This is a genomic window from Streptomyces sp. TRM49041 (genome assembly GCF_008271805.1).
In the GTDB taxonomy this organism is placed as follows: Bacteria; Actinomycetota; Actinomycetes; order Streptomycetales; family Streptomycetaceae; genus Streptomyces.
In genome coordinates this window covers 105904-126122 of record NZ_VSRY01000147.1, presented here as the reverse complement: position 1 = coordinate 126122, position 20219 = coordinate 105904, and the positions used below count along the sequence as shown (strand labels likewise).

The 20219-nt window shown below is 71.5% G+C and carries 16 protein-coding genes and 1 pseudogene; 5 read left to right on the top strand and 12 right to left on the bottom strand.

Annotated elements, in window-relative coordinates; translation table 11 throughout:
- Positions 1-113 precede the first annotated feature (113 nt).
- Entirely contained in the window at positions 114-773 is a 660-nt protein-coding gene (locus FVS66_RS21530; RefSeq protein WP_149182823.1) for a TetR/AcrR family transcriptional regulator, read from the top strand.
- Here FVS66_RS21530 and FVS66_RS21525 read toward each other — a convergent pair.
- Genes FVS66_RS21525 through FVS66_RS21515 form a run of 3 tightly spaced genes read right to left on the bottom strand, consistent with a single transcriptional unit; the run spans position 757 to position 4855 of the window.
- Entirely contained in the window at positions 757-2124 is a 1368-nt protein-coding gene (locus FVS66_RS21525) for a phenylacetate--CoA ligase family protein (RefSeq protein WP_149182822.1), read from the bottom strand. The two genes, FVS66_RS21530 and FVS66_RS21525, sit on opposite strands and share 17 nt — an antisense overlap.
- On the bottom strand, positions 2121-3782 hold the full coding sequence (locus FVS66_RS21520; protein ID WP_149182821.1) for a carboxylesterase/lipase family protein: 1662 nt from the start codon (positions 3780-3782) through the stop codon (positions 2121-2123). The genes FVS66_RS21525 and FVS66_RS21520 overlap by 4 nt, the downstream gene beginning before the upstream one ends.
- Before the next feature lie 35 nt (positions 3783-3817).
- Entirely contained in the window at positions 3818-4855 is a 1038-nt protein-coding gene (locus FVS66_RS21515) for a right-handed parallel beta-helix repeat-containing protein (protein ID WP_262387127.1), read from the bottom strand.
- 567 nt (positions 4856-5422) lie between these two features.
- Between FVS66_RS21515 and FVS66_RS21510 the strand changes: the two genes are divergently transcribed.
- Positions 5423-6535 carry a catalase family protein gene (locus FVS66_RS21510; protein WP_149182820.1) on the top strand — a complete coding sequence of 371 codons (1113 nt, stop codon included), beginning with the start codon at positions 5423-5425 and terminating at the stop codon, positions 6533-6535.
- A gap of 334 nt (positions 6536-6869) precedes the next feature.
- Here FVS66_RS21510 and FVS66_RS35170 read toward each other — a convergent pair whose 3' ends face one another.
- The 4 genes and pseudogenes from FVS66_RS35170 to FVS66_RS21495 form a co-directional block, all read right to left on the bottom strand.
- On the bottom strand, positions 6870-7025 hold the full coding sequence (locus FVS66_RS35170; RefSeq protein WP_187645640.1) for a hypothetical protein: 156 nt from the start codon (positions 7023-7025) through the stop codon (positions 6870-6872).
- Positions 7026-7162: 137 nt separating this feature from the next.
- Positions 7163-7348 (bottom strand): annotated as a pseudogene (locus FVS66_RS36920) (hypothetical protein); the annotation flags it as partial.
- Positions 7349-7506: 158 nt separating this feature from the next.
- On the bottom strand, positions 7507-7980 hold the full coding sequence (locus FVS66_RS21500; protein ID WP_149182819.1) for a hemerythrin domain-containing protein: 474 nt from the start codon (positions 7978-7980) through the stop codon (positions 7507-7509).
- 30 nt (positions 7981-8010) lie between these two features.
- Positions 8011-9258: a nitrate/nitrite transporter gene (locus FVS66_RS21495; protein ID WP_399225993.1), complete on the bottom strand. Its 1248-nt coding sequence runs from the start codon at positions 9256-9258 to the stop codon at positions 8011-8013.
- A gap of 635 nt (positions 9259-9893) precedes the next feature.
- On the opposite strand from FVS66_RS21495, the gene FVS66_RS21490 reads away from it, so the two are divergent.
- Complete coding sequence (locus FVS66_RS21490) at positions 9894-10538, top strand: CBS domain-containing protein (RefSeq protein ID WP_149182818.1); 645 nt, start codon at positions 9894-9896, stop codon at positions 10536-10538.
- On the opposite strand, the gene FVS66_RS36915 is transcribed toward FVS66_RS21490, so the two are convergent.
- The 5 genes from FVS66_RS36915 to FVS66_RS21460 form a co-directional block, all read right to left on the bottom strand.
- Positions 10535-10855: a hypothetical protein gene (locus FVS66_RS36915; RefSeq protein ID WP_399225991.1), complete on the bottom strand. Its 321-nt coding sequence runs from the start codon at positions 10853-10855 to the stop codon at positions 10535-10537. The two genes, FVS66_RS21490 and FVS66_RS36915, sit on opposite strands and share 4 nt — an antisense overlap.
- A 439-nt stretch (positions 10856-11294) precedes the next feature.
- A complete protein-coding gene (gene narI, locus FVS66_RS21475; RefSeq protein ID WP_149182817.1) occupies positions 11295-12071 on the bottom strand; it encodes a respiratory nitrate reductase subunit gamma in 777 nt (258 codons plus the stop codon).
- Positions 12068-12889 carry a nitrate reductase molybdenum cofactor assembly chaperone gene (gene narJ / locus FVS66_RS21470; protein ID WP_149182816.1) on the bottom strand — a complete coding sequence of 274 codons (822 nt, stop codon included), beginning with the start codon at positions 12887-12889 and terminating at the stop codon, positions 12068-12070. Before narJ ends, narI begins: the two co-directional genes overlap by 4 nt.
- A complete protein-coding gene (gene narH, locus FVS66_RS21465) occupies positions 12886-14418 on the bottom strand; it encodes a nitrate reductase subunit beta (protein WP_149182815.1) in 1533 nt (510 codons plus the stop codon). Before narH ends, narJ begins: the two co-directional genes overlap by 4 nt.
- 1 nt (position 14419) lies before the next feature.
- Positions 14420-18118, bottom strand: a complete 3699-nt coding sequence (locus FVS66_RS21460) for a nitrate reductase subunit alpha (RefSeq protein WP_149182814.1) — start codon at positions 18116-18118, stop codon at positions 14420-14422.
- A 401-nt stretch (positions 18119-18519) separates the two neighbouring features.
- Here FVS66_RS21460 and FVS66_RS21455 point away from each other — a divergent pair, with 401 nt between their 5' ends.
- Together FVS66_RS21455 and FVS66_RS21450 are read left to right on the top strand one after the other, a co-directional pair.
- Positions 18520-19350 (top strand): DUF2249 domain-containing protein, encoded by an 831-nt coding sequence (locus FVS66_RS21455; protein ID WP_149182813.1) that lies wholly within the window; start codon positions 18520-18522, stop codon positions 19348-19350.
- Positions 19351-19451: 101 nt separating this feature from the next.
- Positions 19452-19955 (top strand): hypothetical protein, encoded by a 504-nt coding sequence (locus FVS66_RS21450; protein ID WP_149182812.1) that lies wholly within the window; start codon positions 19452-19454, stop codon positions 19953-19955.
- The last annotated feature ends 264 nt before the right edge of the window (positions 19956-20219 follow it).

Genomic DNA, 20219 nt, shown 5'->3' with positions numbered 1-20219 from the left:
GTCCGTCGATGCCCGACACCTGAGGACCGCCCCCGTCCCCTGCCGCGCCCCGCGGACGCCCGAGCGGGGTTCGAGTCAGGCACGTGGGCCGGTGCATCCTCTAGAGTCGCCGTATGACGGAGGCACCGGCCCAGGGCCGCGGCGCGCGGTCCCGTGACGCGATACTCGACACCGCCACCGACCTGATGTCGCGCCACGGCTACGCCGCCACGTCCATCTCGATGATCTCCGCCGCATGTGGTCTGCCGGTCAGCTCGATCTACTGGCACTTCGGCAGCAAGGACGGGATCTATGTCGCGGTGCTGGAGCGCGCCGGCACCGCGCTGCTGGCGGCTCTGCCCCCGGCCGAGGTGCCGGGAGCCGACGTCGCGCAGCGTCTGGACACCTTTCTCACAGAGGTCGGGGACGCCTTCCAGCGCCACCCGCACGGTGTGAAGCTGCTGTTGGGGCTGGGCATGGTGCGGCAGGACGCCAGCGCGGCTGCGGTGGCCGAGGTGCGTCACTACCGCGACGCGCTGGTGGCCTGGGCCCGGGACTCGGTGAGCTCCGTCTTCGCGCTGCGTGACCGCCCCGAGGCGGCGGACGAGTTGGCGCGCTTCACGCTGAGGGTGGCGAGCGGAACCGCCGTGGCCCGTTGGTTCGAGCCGGATACCGTCCTGGAGACCGGACCACTGCGCGTGGCGTTGCTGGCGCTGGCGGCTCACCACGGCGTTCCGGTGCGGGGCGTCCCTGGCGAGGACGCCCCGTCGAACGGGGTCATGGCCAGGGAATGACGACCCGGTACTTGCCGCCCGGAGTCTGCTCGGGTGGCTCGTGGCCGTGTTCGACGCTCACCTGGCCCGCGCCGTGGGCGGAGAGCAGGGCGACCAACTCCTTTCGCACCGCCGCCCACAGTCGCTCCCGATCGGCTCCGGCGGCGGACAGGATCCGCACGCGGACGCGCGCGGGCGCCGTCTGGACGATCTGGAACAGCTCGATGCCCGGGATGCTCTCCAGAAGGGTCTCGAAGGCCATGGGCACGATCTGCACGGTGCCGCCGTCCCGGCGCGGGAAGGACAGCAGTTCGGCCGCGCGGCCGCGTACCCTGATCGCGGGGAGCGGGTCTCCGCACGGGCACGCGTCAGGACGCAGCAGGACGCTGTCTCCGAGGTCGTAGCGCAGAATCGGCTGCGCCCATCGGCCCAAGCTGGTCAGGAGCACGGTGAAGGACTCGCGGCCCGGCGGGGTGGGGCGGTGGTCGGGGTCGACGGGCTCCAGGATCAGCCAGTCGCTGTGGACGTGGAGCCATCCCGACGGGCAGCCGTAGCTCAAGGCGAGGCTCTCGTTGCAGCCGTAGGTGTTGACCAGGTGCGCCCCGAAGGCAGAGCGGATCCTGTGGTGGTCGCGGTCACTGACGCCCTCGGCCAGCAGCGACACCACGGCCGGCGTGATCCGCAGCCGACCGGCCAGTTGCTCGCCGGCCAGCAGCGCGATCACAGTGGCGTAGCCGGACAGGAACACCGGGCGGCAGCGGTTGAGCTGGTCCACCAACTCAGGCAGCGGGCTGTGCACCGACAGCACCCGGCGGCCCCCGGCGGGCAGCCGACCGGCCGTGCGGGAGCGGACGATGACGGTGTACGCGGCCAGATGGCCGCCGGTGGCCACGATGTGCGCCGAGCGCATGCGGCGGGCGAGCAACCGGGCCGTCACGGCGGGCGTGAGGGTACGCCCGACGGCCCGCAGCGACAGGGCCCTGACCACCGCCGCCGCGCGGTCGTCGAGCAGGAACAGGCCCCGGTGGCCGGTGGTTCCGGAGGTGGTGGTGACCAGATACCGGCTCAGGAAGCGTTCACCGGCCCGCCGGGGATCCGCGACGAAGGCCCGTACGCGGTCGATGGTCACCTCGGGATCGGTGACCCAGTCGTCGAAGCGCGCCATCAGGTCCTGCTTGCGCGTGACCGGCAGGAGGGCGGGGTCCTCGACACGTTCGGGCAGCGTCCGGTACAGCTCGCGGTAGTACGGGGAGTGGGTGCGGGCGAAGTCGACCATCGCGGCCAGCCGTTCCCGCTGCCGGTCGGCCAGGGCGTCCGGGCCCTCCCGCAGTGTCCGGCGCCCGTCCCGGATCAGGGCCGGTGTCGATGTCATCGCACGGCTCCTCCGGGAGTGGGAGCGGGCTGCCAGAACGCGCAGTGGTGGTCGGCCGCGAACCCGGTGGTGGGTCCGACCCGGTCCGGTGCCAGCACCTGGATGTGGTCCCCTTCGGCCGTGTAGCGCGGCCAGGGCTCAGTCCCGGGCGCGTTGGGGTCACCGGTGGCCGCGAAGCGGGCCCAGTAGGCGGTCATCGTGGCGGACAGCCGCCGCTGAGCGGGCGTCAGGGGCGCTACCGCGTCGGTCGGGAACAGATAGGCCAGTTCGGAGGCGTGGAAGGCGCCCTGCGGCGTGTGCGGTGCCGGGATGAACGGCGGTGCCTCCGCGTCGTGGAACTCGTAGGCGTAGACAGGTGCGCGGCTGCCGTACAGCCGGCTGTCGGCCCGTGCCGGGCAGGCGAACCGCTGGTCGGTGCCGACGGCGGAGTAGGCCAGGTTGGCGGACGGATACGCCGAGGCCGGGTAGGTGTCCAGGACCGCGGTCGCGCGGTTGCCGTGCTGGACCCCGATGAGCTCGGCGTACGAGTCGGGCGTCAGTGGGCCGCCGCCGAGCAGGTCCACGTACAGCGCGGTGAAGTAGCGGTATTCGTCGTGGGTGCTGCCGCTCAGCGTCGGGACCGCGTTCACTCGTCCTTCGGCCCACGCGGTGTGCGGGGGGCGGGGCAGTACCCGGGGACCGGTGTTCGGGGCCCACAGGGAGGCGGCCCCTGTCCCGGTGGCGCGGAGGAGCTCGGTGGTGGGCACGGCACGCAGGCAGACCGCCGCGGTCGTCGGGCCGGTGCAGCCGACCGAGGCCGCGAAGTCGCTTCCCTTCCGCTCGGCCGCGTCGAGTGTGAGGGGGGTCAGACCGCCGGGCGAGGCGCAGGCTCCGCTCTGCTGGATCGCCCGGTGGAACAGGCCTTTCGCGGTCGGGGAGGCGATGTGGAGGCAGGTGTCGGCCGATCCGGCGGACTGGCCGCCGAGCGTCACCCGGTTCCGGTCGCCACCGAAGGCACCGATGTTGCGCCGTACCCACTGCAGGGCGGCCTGCTGGTCCATCAGGCCGTAGTCGCCGGAGGCGTGGTCCGGGCTCTCGGCCGACAGGGCGGGGTGGGCCAGGAACCCCAGTGCTCCGAGGCGGTAGTTGACGGTCACCACGACCACACCCCGCGCGGCCAGCGCGGCGCCGTCGTAGTCGCTGCCCGCGCCGTAGACGTTGCCGCCGCCGTGCAGCCACACCAGGACCGGAAGGGGGCGGTTGCCGGTGCGGGCGGGTGTCCGGACGTTGAGGTACAGACAGTCCTCCACGGTGCTGCCCGTGCGGTTGGACTCGCCGGGCAGGACGGGGCCGCCGTCGGGGAGCAGCGTCAGCGGTAACTGGGGGCAGGGGTGGGCCGGTGCGGTGGCGTTCCGTACGCCGGACCATCGCGGCGTGGGGCGCGGCGGACGCCATCGCAGCTCACCGGTCGGCGGGGCGGCGAACGGGATCCCCTGGAAGACCCGCCCGCCGTCGCGGACGGCCGCGCCCCGCACCCAGCCCCGGTCGGTACGCACGACCGGGGAGTCGGGGCCGGAAGCGGCGCCCGCCGTGGGTGGGGGAACGGCCAGTGACAGGAGCAGGGCCGCGACGGCTGCTGTGGCGCGGGCCAGGGCGGGGCGCGGGCTCGGGACTCTCATCCATCGCTCCAGAGGTGCCGGTGTCGGGGTGGGGGTCATGGCGTGTGCTCGTATGCGCCGATGTCACAGGTGGCGCCCTGCGGGCGCGCGACGCCGCGCTGATCGGTTGCCGGGCAGCCGTCGGCCGCGTCCAGGGCGGGGCTGCCGGGCAGCAGCGCCACGGTGTCCGTGGGGCCGCCGTTGTCCGCCAGCGGTCCGACCAGCGGGTCGCGGCTGGGCAGATCACCCGCCGCGGTCAGCCGGCAGCTGCCGTCGCCGTCGATGTTGTGGCCGCGTGACCTGATGGTGGCGAAGGCCTTCTCGCAGTCGGCGGCCGCGCCGTCGACGGTGTTGCCCGCGATGACGGAGTTGCGCAGGGTCAGATGCCCCAGTGGCAGATCGATGATGTCGGGGATGGGCGCGGGCAGGCTGTCCAGATAGGCCGGCGCGATGTTGATTCCGCCCCCGCCACGGCTGGAACTGTTCCTTGTGACGGTCGAGTTGAGGATCTGCACGGTTCCCAGGCCGCGGATGTCGATGCCTCCGCCGTAGCCGCCGAGGCTGCCGGGGCGGTCGCCGGGGTCCGTCACCCGGTTGTCGGCGATCGTCGAGTTCGTCACGGTGCCGCTGTCGTCGAATCTGATGCCGCCGGCCTCTCCCGCGGCGTTCTGGCTGACCGTGCTGTCGACGAGATCCAGGTGGGAGTCGGGGACGTTGAAGATGCCGCCGCCGTAGCCGGCGGAGTTACCGGTCACGGCGACCCGACGCAGCGTCAGGTGCCGTCCGTTGGCGATGCCGCCGCCACCGGTGCCGGCGAAGGGTACTTCGCGCTGCCTGGCCCTGCCCCCGGTGATCGTCACATCGGACATGTGGGTGTCCGCCCGCAGGCGGAAGACCCGGTCCAGGCGGTTGGCGTCGATGACGGTGCTACGCGCGCCGGCGCCGCGGATCGTGGTGGGTGCGTCGACGTTCAGGTCCCCCGTGGTCGGGTCGGGATGGTCGCCGATGATCAGCCGGGGGTCGGGCGGGATCGTCAGCCGGTAGCGGCCGGGAGGCAGCGTGATCGTACTGCCCGGCCGGGTGTTGGCGGCCATGACGGCGGCACGCAGACTGCAGGCTCCCGACGGTGCGGCACCGGCCGTCCGACGGATCGGCGTCCACCGCGTCGGAGGTGGTGTCCACGACGAATTCCGCTGGGTCGGCGGCCTGGGCCGCGGCGGCGGCGGCGAATGGCGCCGCCATGGCTAAAACGGTGGCGGCGAGTGCCGCAGTGGTGACTCGGACTCTCATGCGGTGAACTCCTCCCGGCGAGGAATCTGGGCGTACGAGGAATCGGTTGCTGCGAGATCTGCGCACTGGTGGGGACGCACGGCTCGTGCGGACAACGGGGCGTAGTTGCGCTGGAGCGGCGACGCCGACCGACGAGCGGAAGAAGAACCGGCGGAGCGGGAGAACAGGTCCGCGTCTCTGTAGGGAGCGTTCCATTCAGAGCGGACCGTGTCTACGCACAGGCGGGGAAAAGGCCGAATCGACCCTGGGTGCCGTGCCCACGATGTGGTTCCACTGGCCTGCGTGTGATTCATCACAGATAGTTATGTTGTGCACAATTTAATTGATGGCTAGCGTTCGAGATCGACACCACCGCACAGGGAGGCAGCACCATGGACCCCGTCCGCTACGAGGACTACCGCCCCGCCGAACGTCCCGGCTACCAGGAGGAGTTGGATGCTGTGGTCGCACAAGTGGCACAGCGCACCGGGGCCTCGGTCGAGCGCGAGGCCGTCGGCCGCGCCGTCCGCACCGCCCACGGAAAGACCTACGGCCTGCTCAAGGCCACCGTCACGATCGGTGACAACCGAGGCTTCCACGGGCAGGGCATCTTCGCCCTGCCCGCCGTGTACGACGCCGTCGTCCGCTACTCCAACGGTCTGGGCCACCAGCGTCCCGATCACCAGCTGGGCGCCGCGTGCGGGATGGGCATCAAGCTGTTCGGGGTCCCCGGCCCCTCACTGCTGGCCGACGAACCGGACACCGGTACCTTCGACCTCAACCTCATCAACAACGAGGTCTTCTTCGCGAACACCGCCTACGACTACATGGTCATCGAGGAGTTGTTCGCCGAGCTGCCCGAGGGACTGGCGAACCCCGCCCGCCGCAAGACCTGGATGGCGGAGTTCCTGACCCGCCGAGGCACGCTCACCGATCCCGACAGCTGGCTGTGGGACGAACTGTTCGCCATGCTCTCGTTCACCACCGTCCCGCGCAGGAACCTGCTGTCGTACGCCTACAACAGCATGGGCGCCTTCCGGTACGGCGATCACATCGCCAAGATCCGCACCGTGCCGACGGTCGAGTCCCTGGCCTCCCTCACGCACCAGATCGTGGATGTGCGCGCGGACAACGAGGCGTTCCGCCGCACCCTGGTTGCCGAGGCCGCGGAGCGGGACCACTCCTTCGAGCTCCAGGTGCAGCTCAACACCGATCTGGCCCGCATGCCGGTGGACAACACCTCCGTGAAGTGGCCCGAAGAGCTGTCCCCCTGGGTGACCGTCGCCCGTGTGGACCTCCCGCGTCAGGACATCGGCGGGGACGACAACGTGGCGGCCGCCGACGCCACGTCGATCACACCGTGGCGCTCACGTGAGGAGCACCGGCCCATCGGTGAGATCCAGCGGGTGCGGCAGGAGGTGTACCGGCGCTCGTCCATCGAGCGGCACCGCATCAATGGACAGCAGCGGCGCGAACCGGTCAGCAGCGCACAACTGCTCGGCTGAGCCGGCCAAGCCGCGTCCCGCCGCCCGCGCCGACGGCTCACCGTGATGCGCACGGCCCCGCGCGTTCGCAGCGGTGGTGGACAGTGGTTGCGCCGCCCAGAAGGTTCCGGCCGAGGCCCGTGGCTGTCAGTGCCGCGGGCCACACTCGTGCCGCGGCACCATCCGGGCACCGCAGCACGAGAGGAGCAACGTGGCTGAGGTGCTGGTCTTCCACCATGGACACGGGCTGACCGCCGGCGTTCGCGAGTTCGCCGAGCAGTTGCGACGGGCCGGACATCCACGCCCCAGACCTGTTCGAAGGGCAGGTATTCGACAGCCTTGAGGAGGGCATCGGCTACGCCGAGAACGCCGGGTTCGACACGATCACGGCACGCGGAACCGCCGCCGCCGAGGAGTTGCCTGCGCAGCTCGTCCATGTCGGCTTCTCGCTCGGCGTCCTGCCGGCGCAGAAGCTGGCCCAGAACCGCCCCGGCGACAGGCACCTGTTCATCGACAGCAGCCTGCCGTCCTACGACGGCCTTTCCGGCTGACGACCTCGCGGCCCGTCCACCGTCCCGGTGGACGGGCCGTCCCACGGGACGAACCGGACGAGCTGCAGCAACGATCCCAACTCGCCGTCACGGACATGCACGAGCCGGTGCAGTTCACCCCGTGCATGGTGCGCACCACCTTGTCGTGCGACCAGCGGTCCCGGTAGAACTCGTCCGCCTTGCGCCCGCCGCCCTTGTGCAGGGTGCGCAGGTCCTTCGAGATCTCCGCGCGGGTGAAGAAGCGGCGGCTGCGCACCAGCGCCTTCGCCAGTTCGCCGTCCATGCGCGCCTGTGCCCGTTCCGGGCTGGTCTCCGTGCTCACCGTGCATTCCGCCCCGGGCGCGTCGGCCGAACGTCCTGTGCCCGGCCGGGACGGTCCGGTCGGGCACAGGAGCGGTGAACGGGCGGGGTTGGCGCGACCTGGCGCCCGGCCGTGGGCGGTCAGGCGGCAGGCCGGGACAGGGCGCTGCCCGCTTCGGCGCGCACGGCCTCGACGGCTTCCCACTGCTCGGTCGACAGGGTCGCCAGCGAGGCGGGGAAGACGCCGTCCTGCTCCTTGAGGATGTGATCACGCAGCACGTCGAGCACCTCCAGCACCCGGTCGGGCCAGGTGGGATCCCCCGGCACGCCGTGAGCGGCCTCGGCCGGCACCGCCTCGATGTGAGGGTGCTCGGCCTCCAGGGCGGCGATGTGGTCGGGGAACTCCATGGCCATCGCGGGGAACAGCCCGTGCTCCTCCACCTGGGTGTGCGGGTCCAGGACGGCGGTGATGCGGCGGGCGACTTCGGCCATGCCGGCGATGTCGCCGCCGTGCCGGGCGTCGCGCACGTGGCTGATGAGGGTGACGACCTCGTCGTGTTCGCGGGTCAGCTCGTCGATCGTCGCCACGGACTGGCAGCCGCAGTATTCGCACATCGAAGGACTCCGGTTCTGCTCTACGTCGGTTCAGTGGGAGTGGGCGGTGCGGGTGCGGCGGGTGAGCGCGTGTCGCACCCCGGTCTCGGTGAAGGCCAGCGCCACCGCCGCGACCGCGGCCAGCAGGATGAGGCCGATCGCGTAGGAGCCGTAGGCGCCGTACAGCGAGCCCATCAGCAGCGGCGGCACGAAGCCGCCCAGGCCGCCTGCGGCGCCGACGATGCCGGTGACGGAGCCGACCTTGTTCGCCGGGGCCATCAGGGCCACCAGGGCGAACACCGCGCCGCTGCCCGCGCCCAGCGCGGCGGCCATGGCCAGGAAGGCGATCGTGCCCACCGGGGCCAGGGCCGGTGTGAAGGACTGCGTGAGCGCCCCGACCAGCACGACCGCGAGCGTGCCGGCCAGCACCCGCACCGGGCCCATACGGTCGGACAGCCAGCCGCCCATCGGCCGCATGGCCACCGCGAGCAGCACGAAGCCTGCCATTCGGTTGGCCGCGTCGGCCTGGGTGAGGTCGTAGCCGGTCTTGAGGTAGGTGGGCAGGTAGACGGAGAAGGCGACGTAGCCGCCGAAGGCCACCGCGTACAGCGCGGACGCCTGCCAGGTGACGCCGAGGCGCAGGGTGGCGGCCATACGCCGTCTCAGCGGTTCGGACGGCACGGTGCGTCCGGGGGCGTCCCGCAGCACCAGCGCGGCCACGGCGGCGTAGGCCGTGAGCACCCCCGCGGTGATCAGGAAGGGCGTCGCCACGCTGTTCGCGTCGACCAGCTTCACGGTGGTCAGGGCGCTGATCGCGGTGCCGCCCATGCCCATGCCGAAGACGCCGATGGCAAGACCCCGCCGCTCGGGCGGGAACCAGGCGCTCACGAAGGGCACGCCCACGGCGAAGGCGGTGCCGCCGATGCCGAGGAAGAACCCGCCGGCCAGCAGGGCGGTGAGCGAGGAGTGGCCGGCGAGACCGAGGTAGAGCACCGGGACGATGGTGGCCGCCGAGATGATCGGGAACATGACGCGTCCGCCGAACCGGTCGGTCAGTGCGCCGACCGGGATGCGGCCCAGGGAGCCGACGACGACTGGTACGGCCACCAGCAGCGACTGCTGGAAGGATGTCAGGTCCAGAGTGTCCTTGAAGCGGGGGCCGAGCGGGCTGAGCAGCGCCCAGGCCCAGAAGTTGACGGCGAATCCGACGGTGGCCAGGGTCAGCATCAGCCAGGCCCGTCCGGGCGCCGGCGCACCGGCGGCCGCCCTGCCGCTCTCCGTCATCGAAGACTGGACCATGCTGTCCGTCCCTTCCCTCTTGCTCACGCCAGTTCTGCGACAGAGGTCGCAGGCGAAAACCCGCGGGCCTCTTGCCCCGCGGGTCGGTGACTCCTCGGCCACTGTCCGCCAGGGGACGCCTGGGCGGCATGGGTCATGGGTCCCTGCCGCGGCGCTGACGGTCCTCGTGCCGGGTCCGGCCGCCCCTCCTCTTCGGCGCGCCCCGGATTGCTTGCCGGCCAGGCCGCGCCTCGGCCGTGCTCCCGCGTGGGACGCGTTGCGGACCTCGCCCGCCTGGGCCAACTGCAGCAGGCTCCGAATCCCCACGATGTCGGGCACCTCCAGGTGCGCGCCCTCCGCCCGTGCGGCGCCGATCATCTCCGTCACGATCGGTTCCGCCACTGGGCGGCCGGTGAACGGCATCCGGCTGGTGGTCGCGTATTCGCGGCTGAGCACCATCTTGCGCACTTGGCCGCACTGCCGGCCGTGGGACCCCGTCGGCCTTCCCCCGCCAGGCCGAACCTCACTGGTCGCCGGAGCGGCGCGGTGTTGTCATGGGTAGGGAGGACGGCGTGTACGAGCCGGCGCACCGCGCGTGGCCCGCCCGGGCGGTCCGACCGCGGCCGCCCCGTCGCAATGCGGAGGAGACCGATGCCATGCTGCACCGCCGCACGGTCGGAGACGTGATGACCGAGGAGGTCGTCACCCTCCGCCCCACCACACCACTCCAGGAGGTCGCCGCCCTGCTGGACGCGAACGATATCGTCGCGGCGCCAGTCGTCGACGACGATGGCGCCCCTGTCGGCGTCGTGTCCGCGTCCGACGTACTGCGGCACGAGACCGGCGCGCCTGATCCACAGGGGCAGGAGGGGACCGACGAGCACGCTTGGAGCAAGGCGCGGGCACGGACCGCAGGCGCGCTCATGAGCAGCCCCGTCTTCACCGCCCGCGCCGACTGGACGATCCCCCGGGCCGTGCGGGAACTCCGCAGGCGGCACGTCAAGCAGCTACCGGTGGTCGGCGACGACGGGTTCCTCACCGGCATCGTCACCCGCAGCGACCTGCTCGATGCCTTCATCCGCTCCGACGTCGAGATCCGAGGCGAGGTCGAGCAGGACGTCCTGGGGCGCATCCTCGGCCTGGAAGAGGGCACCGTCGCCGTCGAGGTCCAAGACGGTGTCGTCACCCTTCGTGGTCACGTCCCGGCACCGCGCCTCGTCCAGGTGGTCGTGGGTCTCTGCCAGGGCGTCGACGGTGTCGTCGCCGTGGACGCCCACCTCTCCGCCACCCGGGCGGGCTAGCCGCCCCGCCGGCCGGCCGCCCCCGGGATGGCCGCCTGGAGCAGCCGGGCCCGGACGGCCCGAATGAAGGGCAGCGAGCCGCACAGGTGGACATCGGCGTCGGCGGACAGGTCCAGCCCCAAGAGATCCATCAGGCCGGTGCGGGCGCCGGGTTCGGCGGCGGCGTCCTGTTCGTACCAGAACTCCGCCCGGGCACCGGGCAGTCGGCCGACGAGGCGACCGGTGTCCACCCGCAGGGCATGGTCGGCCTGGGAACGGTCGGCGTGCGGCACCGTCACCGGGCGGGCGGCTCCGGTCGCCGCGAGGTGTTCGAGCATGCCGACCTTCGGAGTGCAGCCGATACCGGCCGAGACCAGCAGCAGCGGGCTGTCGGCCTCATCGAGGAGCAGATCGCCGAACGGAGCGGACAGAGCGTCCTCGTCGGCTGGGCGCAGCAGGAAGGAGACCGCGTCGGGGGGTTCCTGTCGTCCCAGGCGGCGGCCACCTCCGGCGTGACCGCGTCGCCGAGCACGTCGGCGATGGCACGGAAGAGGTACTTGTGGACGATCCGATCAGCCAGTGGACGAACACCACCGCCACCAGTGCCCCGGCGTTCAGCGCGAGCCACAGCAGCCGGTGCAGGCGGGCACTGAGGAGTGTCACCGGGCCCGTTCGGCGGCTCGCGCCCACCGCGCTCCCGCGACGGGCGGTCGTGGCGTCCGCTGCGAGCGCGGGTCCGTGAGTCATGTGCGAGCGCGGGTCCGTGAGTCATGCGGCTCACCGGGAGCCGGAGGCCGACCGCGGTCGGCCCGGGGCCGTGGGGGCTGCCGCCGGTGTGGTCCGCCGGCGGTAGACCAGATAGGGCCGGGCGAGGTACCCGATCGGGGCGCTCCACACGTGCACCAGCCGGGTGAACGGCCAGGCCGCGAAGAGCAGGAAGGCGGTCAGGGCGTGTAGCTGGAACAGCAGCGGGGCTCCGGCGATCGCCTCCGGCTGCGGCTGGAGGACGAACAGTCCGCGGAACCAGACGGAGACGGTGGAGCGGTAGTCGTAGCCGGCGCCGAACACGTTATGGGCGGCGGTGGCGGTGATTCCGAGCAGGACGGTGGCGGACAGCAGCGGGAAGAGGAGTTTGTCGCTGCGGTCGGTGGTGAGCCGGATCCGGCGGGTCAGCAGCCTGCGGGCGCACAGCATGCCCAGCCCGGCGACCATGGCGACGCCCGCCACCGAACCCGCCCAGACGGACGTGGTGTGGTACACGTGCTCGGAGATGCCGGCGGCCTCGGTCCACGAGTCCGGAATGGCGAGTCCCACGACATGCCCGGCGATGACCATGAAGGCTCCGAGGTGGAACAGCGGGCTGCCCCAGCGCAGCCAGCGGTGTTCCAGAAGCTGGCTGGTGTGCGTGGTCCAGCCGAACTGGTCCTGGCGGTAGCGCCAGACGTGCCCGACCACGAACACCGCGAGGCAGATGTAGGGGACGGCGACCCACAGCAGAAGGTCCGTGCCGCTCACCGACGCTGCGGCCGACGGGGCGAGGGATGCGGCGTTCATCGGGTGCCTTTCATAAGGCTGTTGGTCGGGTCGGCGGGCGGCACACGGGTCGGCGGAGCAGCCATCGGCGGCACGAACGTGCCGGGAGGGGCGAACTCCCCCTCCCCGTAGGTGCCGTAGGGATCGAGGCCGACGTCCTCGTTCGGCGGTCCCTCGGCGACGAGTCGGGCCACCGCCGCGCGGTCCGCCTCGGTGGGCGGCGGCAGCAGGGTGAGCAGCGCGGCCAGTACGTGCCGGTACGGCGAGTCGGCGTCGGTCAGTGCCCGGTGGATCAGCTCCAGCCCGCGCCGGTGCTGGCGCAACGGTGCCTCGCCGGCACCGGGGCCCGTCAGAGCGGCGAACTCGAGCACGACCGGGAGGTGGTCGGGCAGTTCACGCCCGTCGATGTCCCAGCCGGCGGCCCGGTAGCGCTGGTTCAGGGTGAGCAGCGCCATGCCGCGGCGGCGGGTGTCGCCGTGCAGGTAGTAGGTGAGGTAGAGGCTGCTCTTACGACGCAGGTCGAACATCTCGACGTAGTGCCGCTCAAGGGCGTCCGTACCCTGGCCCGTGAGCCAGGCGGTGAAGACGGCCAGGTGCTCGGCGGCCGGCGAGGACGGCAGCGCCTCGACGGTGGCCGTCAGCACGGGCCGGGCCGCGGCGAGTTCGGCGTCCGGGTACTGCAACAGCAGCGAGCACAGCCGCAGCAGCAGGGTGCGCGCCTCCGACTCCTCGGGCGTGAGCCGGGCCGGGCGGCGGACGGCCGCCCGGACGCGGGTGCGGACAAGGGCGGGAATGGTTGCGGGCTGGGACCCCCGGAGGGAGTCTTGGGCAGGGCTCACGAGTGGCCTCCGGCGGTCTTGCGGCCCAGGGTGGGGATGCCGAGCATCACGCGTCGGCCACCGGCTTCCACCGGGTCCCCGGACGATTCGACCGGGCAGCGGTTCTCCATCGCGGTCAGCGCGGCCGCGTCCTCCTTGTGCGCGGCGGGGACGACGTACCGGTCCTGGTACTTGGCGACGGCGAGCAGCCGGTGCAGGTCCTCCGCCTCGCGGCCGGTGAGCCCCACGGCCTTCAGCACCGTCTCGTCGCCGGCCTCGCCGAGGACGCGCTCGCGCATGAACGAGCGCAGTGCGGTGAGCTTCATCAGCACCCCGGCGACGACGTCGGTGTCCCCGGCGGTGAACAGCTCCGCCAGGTACTCCAGCGGGATGCGCAGCCGGGTGACTGCGGCGAAGACGTGGTCCGGGTCGTCCTGGTTTCCGCCCGCCGCGTCCACGGCGTCCAGGACAGGGGACAGCGGAGGCACGTACCAGACCATCGGCATCGTCCGGTACTCCGGGTGGAGTGGGAGGGCCACCTTGTACCGCATGACCAGGTCGTACACCGGGGAGCGGCGGGCCGCCTCCAGCCAGTCCTCCGGGATGCCGGCCTCCCGGGCCGCCGCGATCACGTCGGGGTCGTGCGGATCGAGGAAGACGCCACGCTGCGCGTCGAGCAGGTCCTTCTCGTCCGGGGTGGCCGCGGCCTCGCCGACGCGGTCGGCGTCGTAGAGGAGCAGCCCCAGGTAGCGCAGGCGTCCCACACAGGTCTCCGAGCACACCGTCGGCTGGCCGGCCTCGATGCGCGGGAAGCAGAACGTGCACTTCTCCGCCTTGCCGGTGGCGTGGTTGACGTACACCTTCTTGTACGGGCACGCCGTCACGCACATCCGCCAGCCGCGGCAGCGGTCCTGGTCGACCAGGACGATGCCGTCCTCGACCCGCTTGTACATCGCCCCCGACGGACAGGCAGACACGCAGGCCGGGTTGAGGCAGTGCTCGCACAGTCGCGGCAGGTGGAAGAGGAACGTCTGCTCGAACTCGAACTTGACCTTCTCCGCCCACTCACCGGTCAGGTTCGGGTCGCCGCCGGCGTGCTCGGGCGCGCCGCCCAGGCCGTCCTCCCAGTTGGCGCCCCACGTGATGGACGTGGGATTGCCGGTGAGGACCGAGCGCGGGCGGGCGACCGGGATGTCCTTGCCGGCCGGGGCGTTGACGAGGTTGTCGTAGTCGTAGGTGACCGGCTCGTAGTAGTCCTCGATGCTCGGCAGGTCAGGGTTGGAGAAGAGAGAGAGCAGCCGCTTGACCCGCCCGCCTGATCGCAGGACGAGCCGCCCGCGCCTGTCGAGCATCCAGCCGCCCTTCCACTGTCCCTGGTCCTCGTAGCGGCGGGGGTAGCCGACGCCGGGCTTGGTCTCGACGTTGTTGAACCAGGCGTACTCGACGCCGGTGCGGTTGGTCCACGTCTGCTTGCAGGTGACCGAGCAGGTGTGGCAGCCGATGCACTTGTCGAGGTTCATCACCATCGCGATCTGTGCCATGACGCGCATCTCAGTACTCCACTTGCTGGCTGCGGCGGCGGATGACGGTGACCTCGTCACGCTGGTTGCCGGTCGGACCGTAGTAGTTGAAGGCGTAGGTGAACTGGGCGTAGCCGCCCGCGAGATGCGTCGGCTTGAGCAGGAGCCGCGTGAGCGAGTTGTGGATGCCGCCGCGCTTGCCGCTGACCTCGGTCTTCGGCACGTTCACATTGCGGTCCTGGGCGTGGTACATGTACACGGTTCCCTCGGGCATGCGGTGCGTGACCACAGCCCTGGCGGCGACGACGCCGTTGCGGTTGTACGCCTCGATCCACTCGTTGTCCCTCACGCCGATCTTCTCGGCGTCGGCGGTGGACATCCAGATCGTCGGGCCGCCGCGGGACAGGTCGAGCATGTACTTGTTGTCCTGGTAGTTGGAGTGGATGGACCACTTGGAGTGCGGGGTCAGATAGCGGACGGTGACCTCCGCCCGATCGGTCTCGTGCAGGTGCTCGTCGCCGTAGTGCCGTGGGGTGTTCAACGGCGGTCGGTAAACGGGGAGTTGTTCGCCGAGTTCGGCTATCCAGTCGTGCTGGACGAAGAAGTGCTGGCGGCCGGTGAGGGTGTGCCAGGGCTTCTTGTGCTCGGTGTTGATGACGAAGGGGGAGTAGCGGCGCCCGCCGGTCTCCGAGCCCGACCACTCGTACGAGGTCATCACCGAGCGCGGCTGCGTGCGGGTGTCCGCGAAGGTGATCCGCTCCGCCTCGCGCTCGGAGGCGAGCTCCACCAGGCCCTCGCTGCCCGTCCGCCGCTCCAGCTCGCGGAAGCCCTCGGTGGCCAGGCGGCCGTTGGTGGTGCCGGACAGGGTGAGGATCGCCTCGCACATGTCGGTGGCGGTGGCCAGCGAGGGCCGTCCGGCGGCGATCCCGTCCTTGACGGTGCCGTTGCGTCGCCGCAGCTCGTCGATCTCCTGGTTCGGGTGGACGGTGACGCCCTTGGTGGTGGTGCCCAGGGTGTCCAGGAGCGGGCCGACGGCGCGCATCTTCTGCGCGATCGCGGCGTAGTCCCGTTCGATGACGGCCAGCTTGGGCATGGTCCGCCCGGGGACGGGCTCGCACTCGCCGTTCTTCCAGTCCCGTACGACGCCGCCGGGCTGGGCGAGTTCGTCGGGGGTGTCGTGCAGCAGCGGCACGGCGAGGACGTCGGTGCGGGTGCCGAGGTGCTCCGCGGCCAGTTCGCTGAACTTGTCGGCGATCGTGAGGAAGGTGTCGTAGTCGGTGCGGGCCTGCCAGGGCGGGGCGATGGCCGGAGTGAACGCGTGGACGAAGGGGTGCATGTCGGTCGACGACAGGTCGTCCTTCTCGTACCAGGTGGCGGCCGGCAGGACGATGTCGGACAGCAGGCCGGTGGACGTCATCCGGAAGTCCATGGAGACCAGCAGGTCGAGCTTGCCCTCGGGGGCCTCCTCCCGCCACACCACGTCCTTCGGGCGCCCCTCGGGCGGTGTCTCTTCGGAGCGGACGGCCGCGTCGGTGCCCAGCAGGTGGCGAAGGAAGTACTCGTTGCCCTTGCCGGAGGAGCCGAGCAGGTTGGCCCGCCACACGGTGAGTACGCGGGGGAAGTTGGCCGGGTCGTCGGGGTCTTCGGCGGCGAACCGCAACCTGCCGGACTTGAGTTCGTCGATGATGTGCTCGGCGACCGGCCGGCCCGCGGCGGCGGCCTGGTCCGTCAGGTCCAGTGGGTTGCGGTTGAAGCCGGGGTGGCCGGGAGTCCAGCCCAGCCGCACGGCCTGTGCGAGTGTGTCCGCGAACGCCTTGCCCTTGAAACGCCCGTTGCCGAGCGGGGAGGCCAGCTCGTCGGGCCCGAACGCCTCGTAGCGCCACTGGTCGGAGTTCAGGTACCAGTACGAGGTGCCCGCCATGTGCCGGGTGGGTCGCTGCCAGTCGAAGGCGAACGACAGGTGCTGCTGTCCGGTGACCGGGCGGACCTTCTCCTGGCCGACGTAGTGCGCCCATCCGCCGCCGTTGACACCCTGGCAGCCGGTCATGGTGATCAGGGCCAGGAAGGCCCGGTAGATCGTGTCGGAGTGGAACCAGTGGTTGGTGCCGGCCCCGAGTGCGATCATGGACCGGCCGTTCGTGCGCTCGGCGTTGCGGGCGAACTCCCGGCCGATACGGGCCGCCTGCTCCGCCGGGACCGAGGTGATCGTCTCCTGCCAGGCCGGGGTGTACGGCTCGCTCGCATCGTCGTACGAGGTGGGCCAGCTGCCCGGCAGCCCGGGGCGCGCGACGCCGTACTGCGCCAGCATCAGGTCGAAGACCGTGGTGACGAGCCGGCCGCCGATCCGGCGCGCGGGCACCCCGCGCACCATGACCGAGCCGCCCTCCGTACTGCCCTCGTCGAAACGGGGCAGTGCGACCTCGGCTGTCTCCTCGGCGCGTTCGAGCAGGGTCAGTTCGGGGACGACGTCGCCCAGGTCGAGATTCCAGCGGCCTCGCCCGGCTTCCCCCCACCGGAAGCCGAGCGAGCCGCCGGGGACCACCGGTTCCCCAGTGGCCCGGTCCAGAAGGACGGTCTTGAACTCGGCGTGTTCCTCGTCGTGGCCGAGATCCGCGGCGGTCAGGAACCCGTCCGGGACGAGACCGCGGTCGTGCTCGCGCAGGGCCACCAGGAACGGGGCGTCGGTGAACTTGCGCATGTAGTCCTGGAAGTACGGCACTTCGCGGTCGACGAGGAACTCGCGCAGGATCACGTGCCCCATGGCCATCGCCAGCGCCCCGTCCGTGCCCGGGTGCGGGGCGAGCCATTCGTCGGCGTGCTTGACATTGTCGGCGTAGTCGGGGCTGACCGCGACGACCTTGGTGCCGTTGTAGCGGGTCTCGGTCAGGAAGTGCGCGTCCGGCGTGCGGGTCACGGGGATGTTGGAGCCCCACATCACCAGATAGCCCGCATTCCACCAGTCCGCGGCCTCCGGCACGTCCGTCTGGTCGCCGAAGACCTGCGGCGAGGCGATCGGCAGGTCGGCGTACCAGTCGTAGAACGACAGCAGGGTGCCGCCGATCAGCGAGTGGAACCGTGCCCCGGCCGCGAACGACGCCATCGACATCGCCGGGATGGGCGAGAAGCCGGCGACGCGGTCCGGGCCGTACGCCTTGACCGTGTGCACCTGGGCCGCGGCGACCAGCTCGCTGACCTCGTCCCAGTCGGCGCGTACCAGTCCGCCCTTGCCGCGCGCCCTCTTGTACGCGCGCGCCTTCGCCGGGTCGCCGGTGATCTCGGCCCAGGCCGCAACCGGGTCGCCGAGCCGCTTGCGGGCCTCGCGCCACAGCTTCAGCAGCGCGCCGCGCACATACGGGTAGCGGACCCGGCTGGGAGAGTACGTGTACCAGGAGAACGACGCCCCGCGCGGGCAGCCGCGCGGCTCGTACTCGGGGCAGTCCGTGCCGATGGACGGGTAGTCGGTGGCCTGGTGCTCCCAGGTGATGATGCCGTCCTTGACGTACACCATCCACGAACACGAACCGGTGCAGTTGACCCCGTGCGTGGAACGCACCACCTTGTCGTGCGACCAGCGGTCCCGGTAGAAGCCCTCCCACTTCGGGTCGCCTTCGCCGAACACGGCCCGGCCGTCCGCCGACACCTCACGGCGGGTCAGCAGTCTGCGGGCGGCCAGTGGCCAGCCCTCACCGGTGGGCGACGCCTGGCGCCGTGCGTTCTGAACGTTCTCCATGGCTCGGAACGCTAGAAGCCGCAGGCCATGGTGCACCTGGGGCAGGCGGTCCCTGACGGATGACCTTCCGGCCCCGTCCGGCCGGTCGCAACAGGGACCAATGGTCCCCGTGCCGGGGTCCGGCCGGCGAGGGAACCGGCTGTGCCCGGCGTGCATGCTGGGCACTGATCGAACCGCAGACGCCCATCTGTACGACCGCCTTCCGTGCCTGCCGGGCGGCCGATTCTCCCTTCCCCGGCCGCCGCAGGTGCGGCGCGTACGGCGCGTGGCGCCCGGTTCGGTCGAGCCTCCGGCCGCTCACCGCGGCCGGAAGCGGCATCCACCCCCGGAGTCGGCACCCGGACAGCCGACCCCACCCGCATCGGCCGGCCGCGCCGGCCCGACCTGCTGGAGACACGACCATGAGCGTGCTCACCCTCGCCTCGGACCCCAAGGACGCCACGGCCCTCGAAGGCGCGGAGGCGCACCACGCCCGACTGGCCGGGGAACTGGCCGGACGCGTGAAGATGCTGCTCACCGCCGTGGACCGCGACCCGAGCGCCGCAGAGAGGATCCACGCCGGTCTCATCACCTTCTGCGACCGTTCGCTGCTGCCGCACGCCGCAGCCGAGGAAGCCGCGCTCTACCCCGTAGCCCACGGCATGCCCGAGGCCCGTCTGCTCATCGAGAGCCTGATCGGCGAACACCGCTGCGTCACCGCCCTCGTCGACACCCTGCGCAGCGCACCCGGCCCGGCGGGCGCGGCGGCCGACGCCCGCGCCCTGCAGGTCCTCTTCGAGGAACACGTGGCCAAGGAGAACGGCCTCGTGCTGCCCCTGCTTGCCATGACGCCCGAGGTCTCCCTGGCGGAGCTGCTCGCGGACATGCACCACCGGCTCGCGAGTGACGTGCCTGCCGCGGGCGCCCAAGGAGATCAGAACATCGAGGAAGGACTGGACATGCAGGAACAGACCGAGGAAACGGGCGGCTGCGAGGGAGTCTGCGGCTGCGGTGGCACGGAGGAGACGGCCGAACCCGAACTGGACGTGCGGGAGGTGCCGCACGCCCTGCGCCACGCGACGGTCTTCGGCGCCCTCGACGCCGTCCCGGTGGGCACCGCCATGGTGCTGGTCGCCCCCCACGACCCACTGCCGCTGCTCGCGCAGATCGAACAGCGCAGCCCCGGCACGTTCTCGGTGGAGTACCTGGAACGCGGCCCCGAGGCCTGGCGGCTGAGGCTCAGCCACCGCTGACCAGAAGCCGTTGCAACCTCCGGGCGGCGCACGGACGTTGCTCCACCGGCGTGCACACACCGCCCTACCCACAGCACACGAGGAAAGAGGGAACACACATCATGGACGGATCCCGTCGTCGGACCGGCACCCTGCTCGGGACGGTCGGCACAGCCCTGGCAGTCGTTGGGCCGGTCATGGTGCTACGCGGACGCAGCGGCAGGAGGGAGATCCGAGCCGAGCTGGCCGACCAGAAGATCACCTTCCCCGAAGGCGGGCTCCCCGGCGAACTCGCCGCCCACGCCGGCCGGCGCGTGGAAACCGGCCGCGACGCGCACGCCTACGCCCAGTTCATCAAGGGCAATCTCGCCCATGCCACCGGCGGCCGCACCTACGCCGAGATCACCGCGGAGCTCCACGCCACCGGCGGCGACGACGAGAAGCTCGCGAAGCTGCGCCAGACCGCGTTCATGGGCCAGTCCCTGCGCGCCTCGCTGATGTCCGCCTACCAGGCATGGCACCTCACGACCCTGGTCATGGGCCTGGGCACCGCGCTGACCGGCCTGGGAGCCGCGCTGGTGGCCACCGCCAACGCGTTGGCAGAGCGCTCACCGGACCGTTCCTGACCATGCCGCGGCGCCTCGCCGCCGCTCCGATGGCCCGTCCGGGCCTGCCACACCCGTGGTGAAGAGGGACTGTCGGCCCTGTCGGCGAAGACCAAGGGCCGCCGCGCCGACCACCGCCGCCGGTGGACGCTGACGGCGACCGATCCGGAGGTATCCCGTGCACGACCACGTCGACCGCCCTCAAGGCCGATTCCACCGCTGCCGCTCGCGGTGGCTGCCGCGCACGGTCCGGCCCGGTCACCGTCCGGCCGCCCGCCTCGTCTG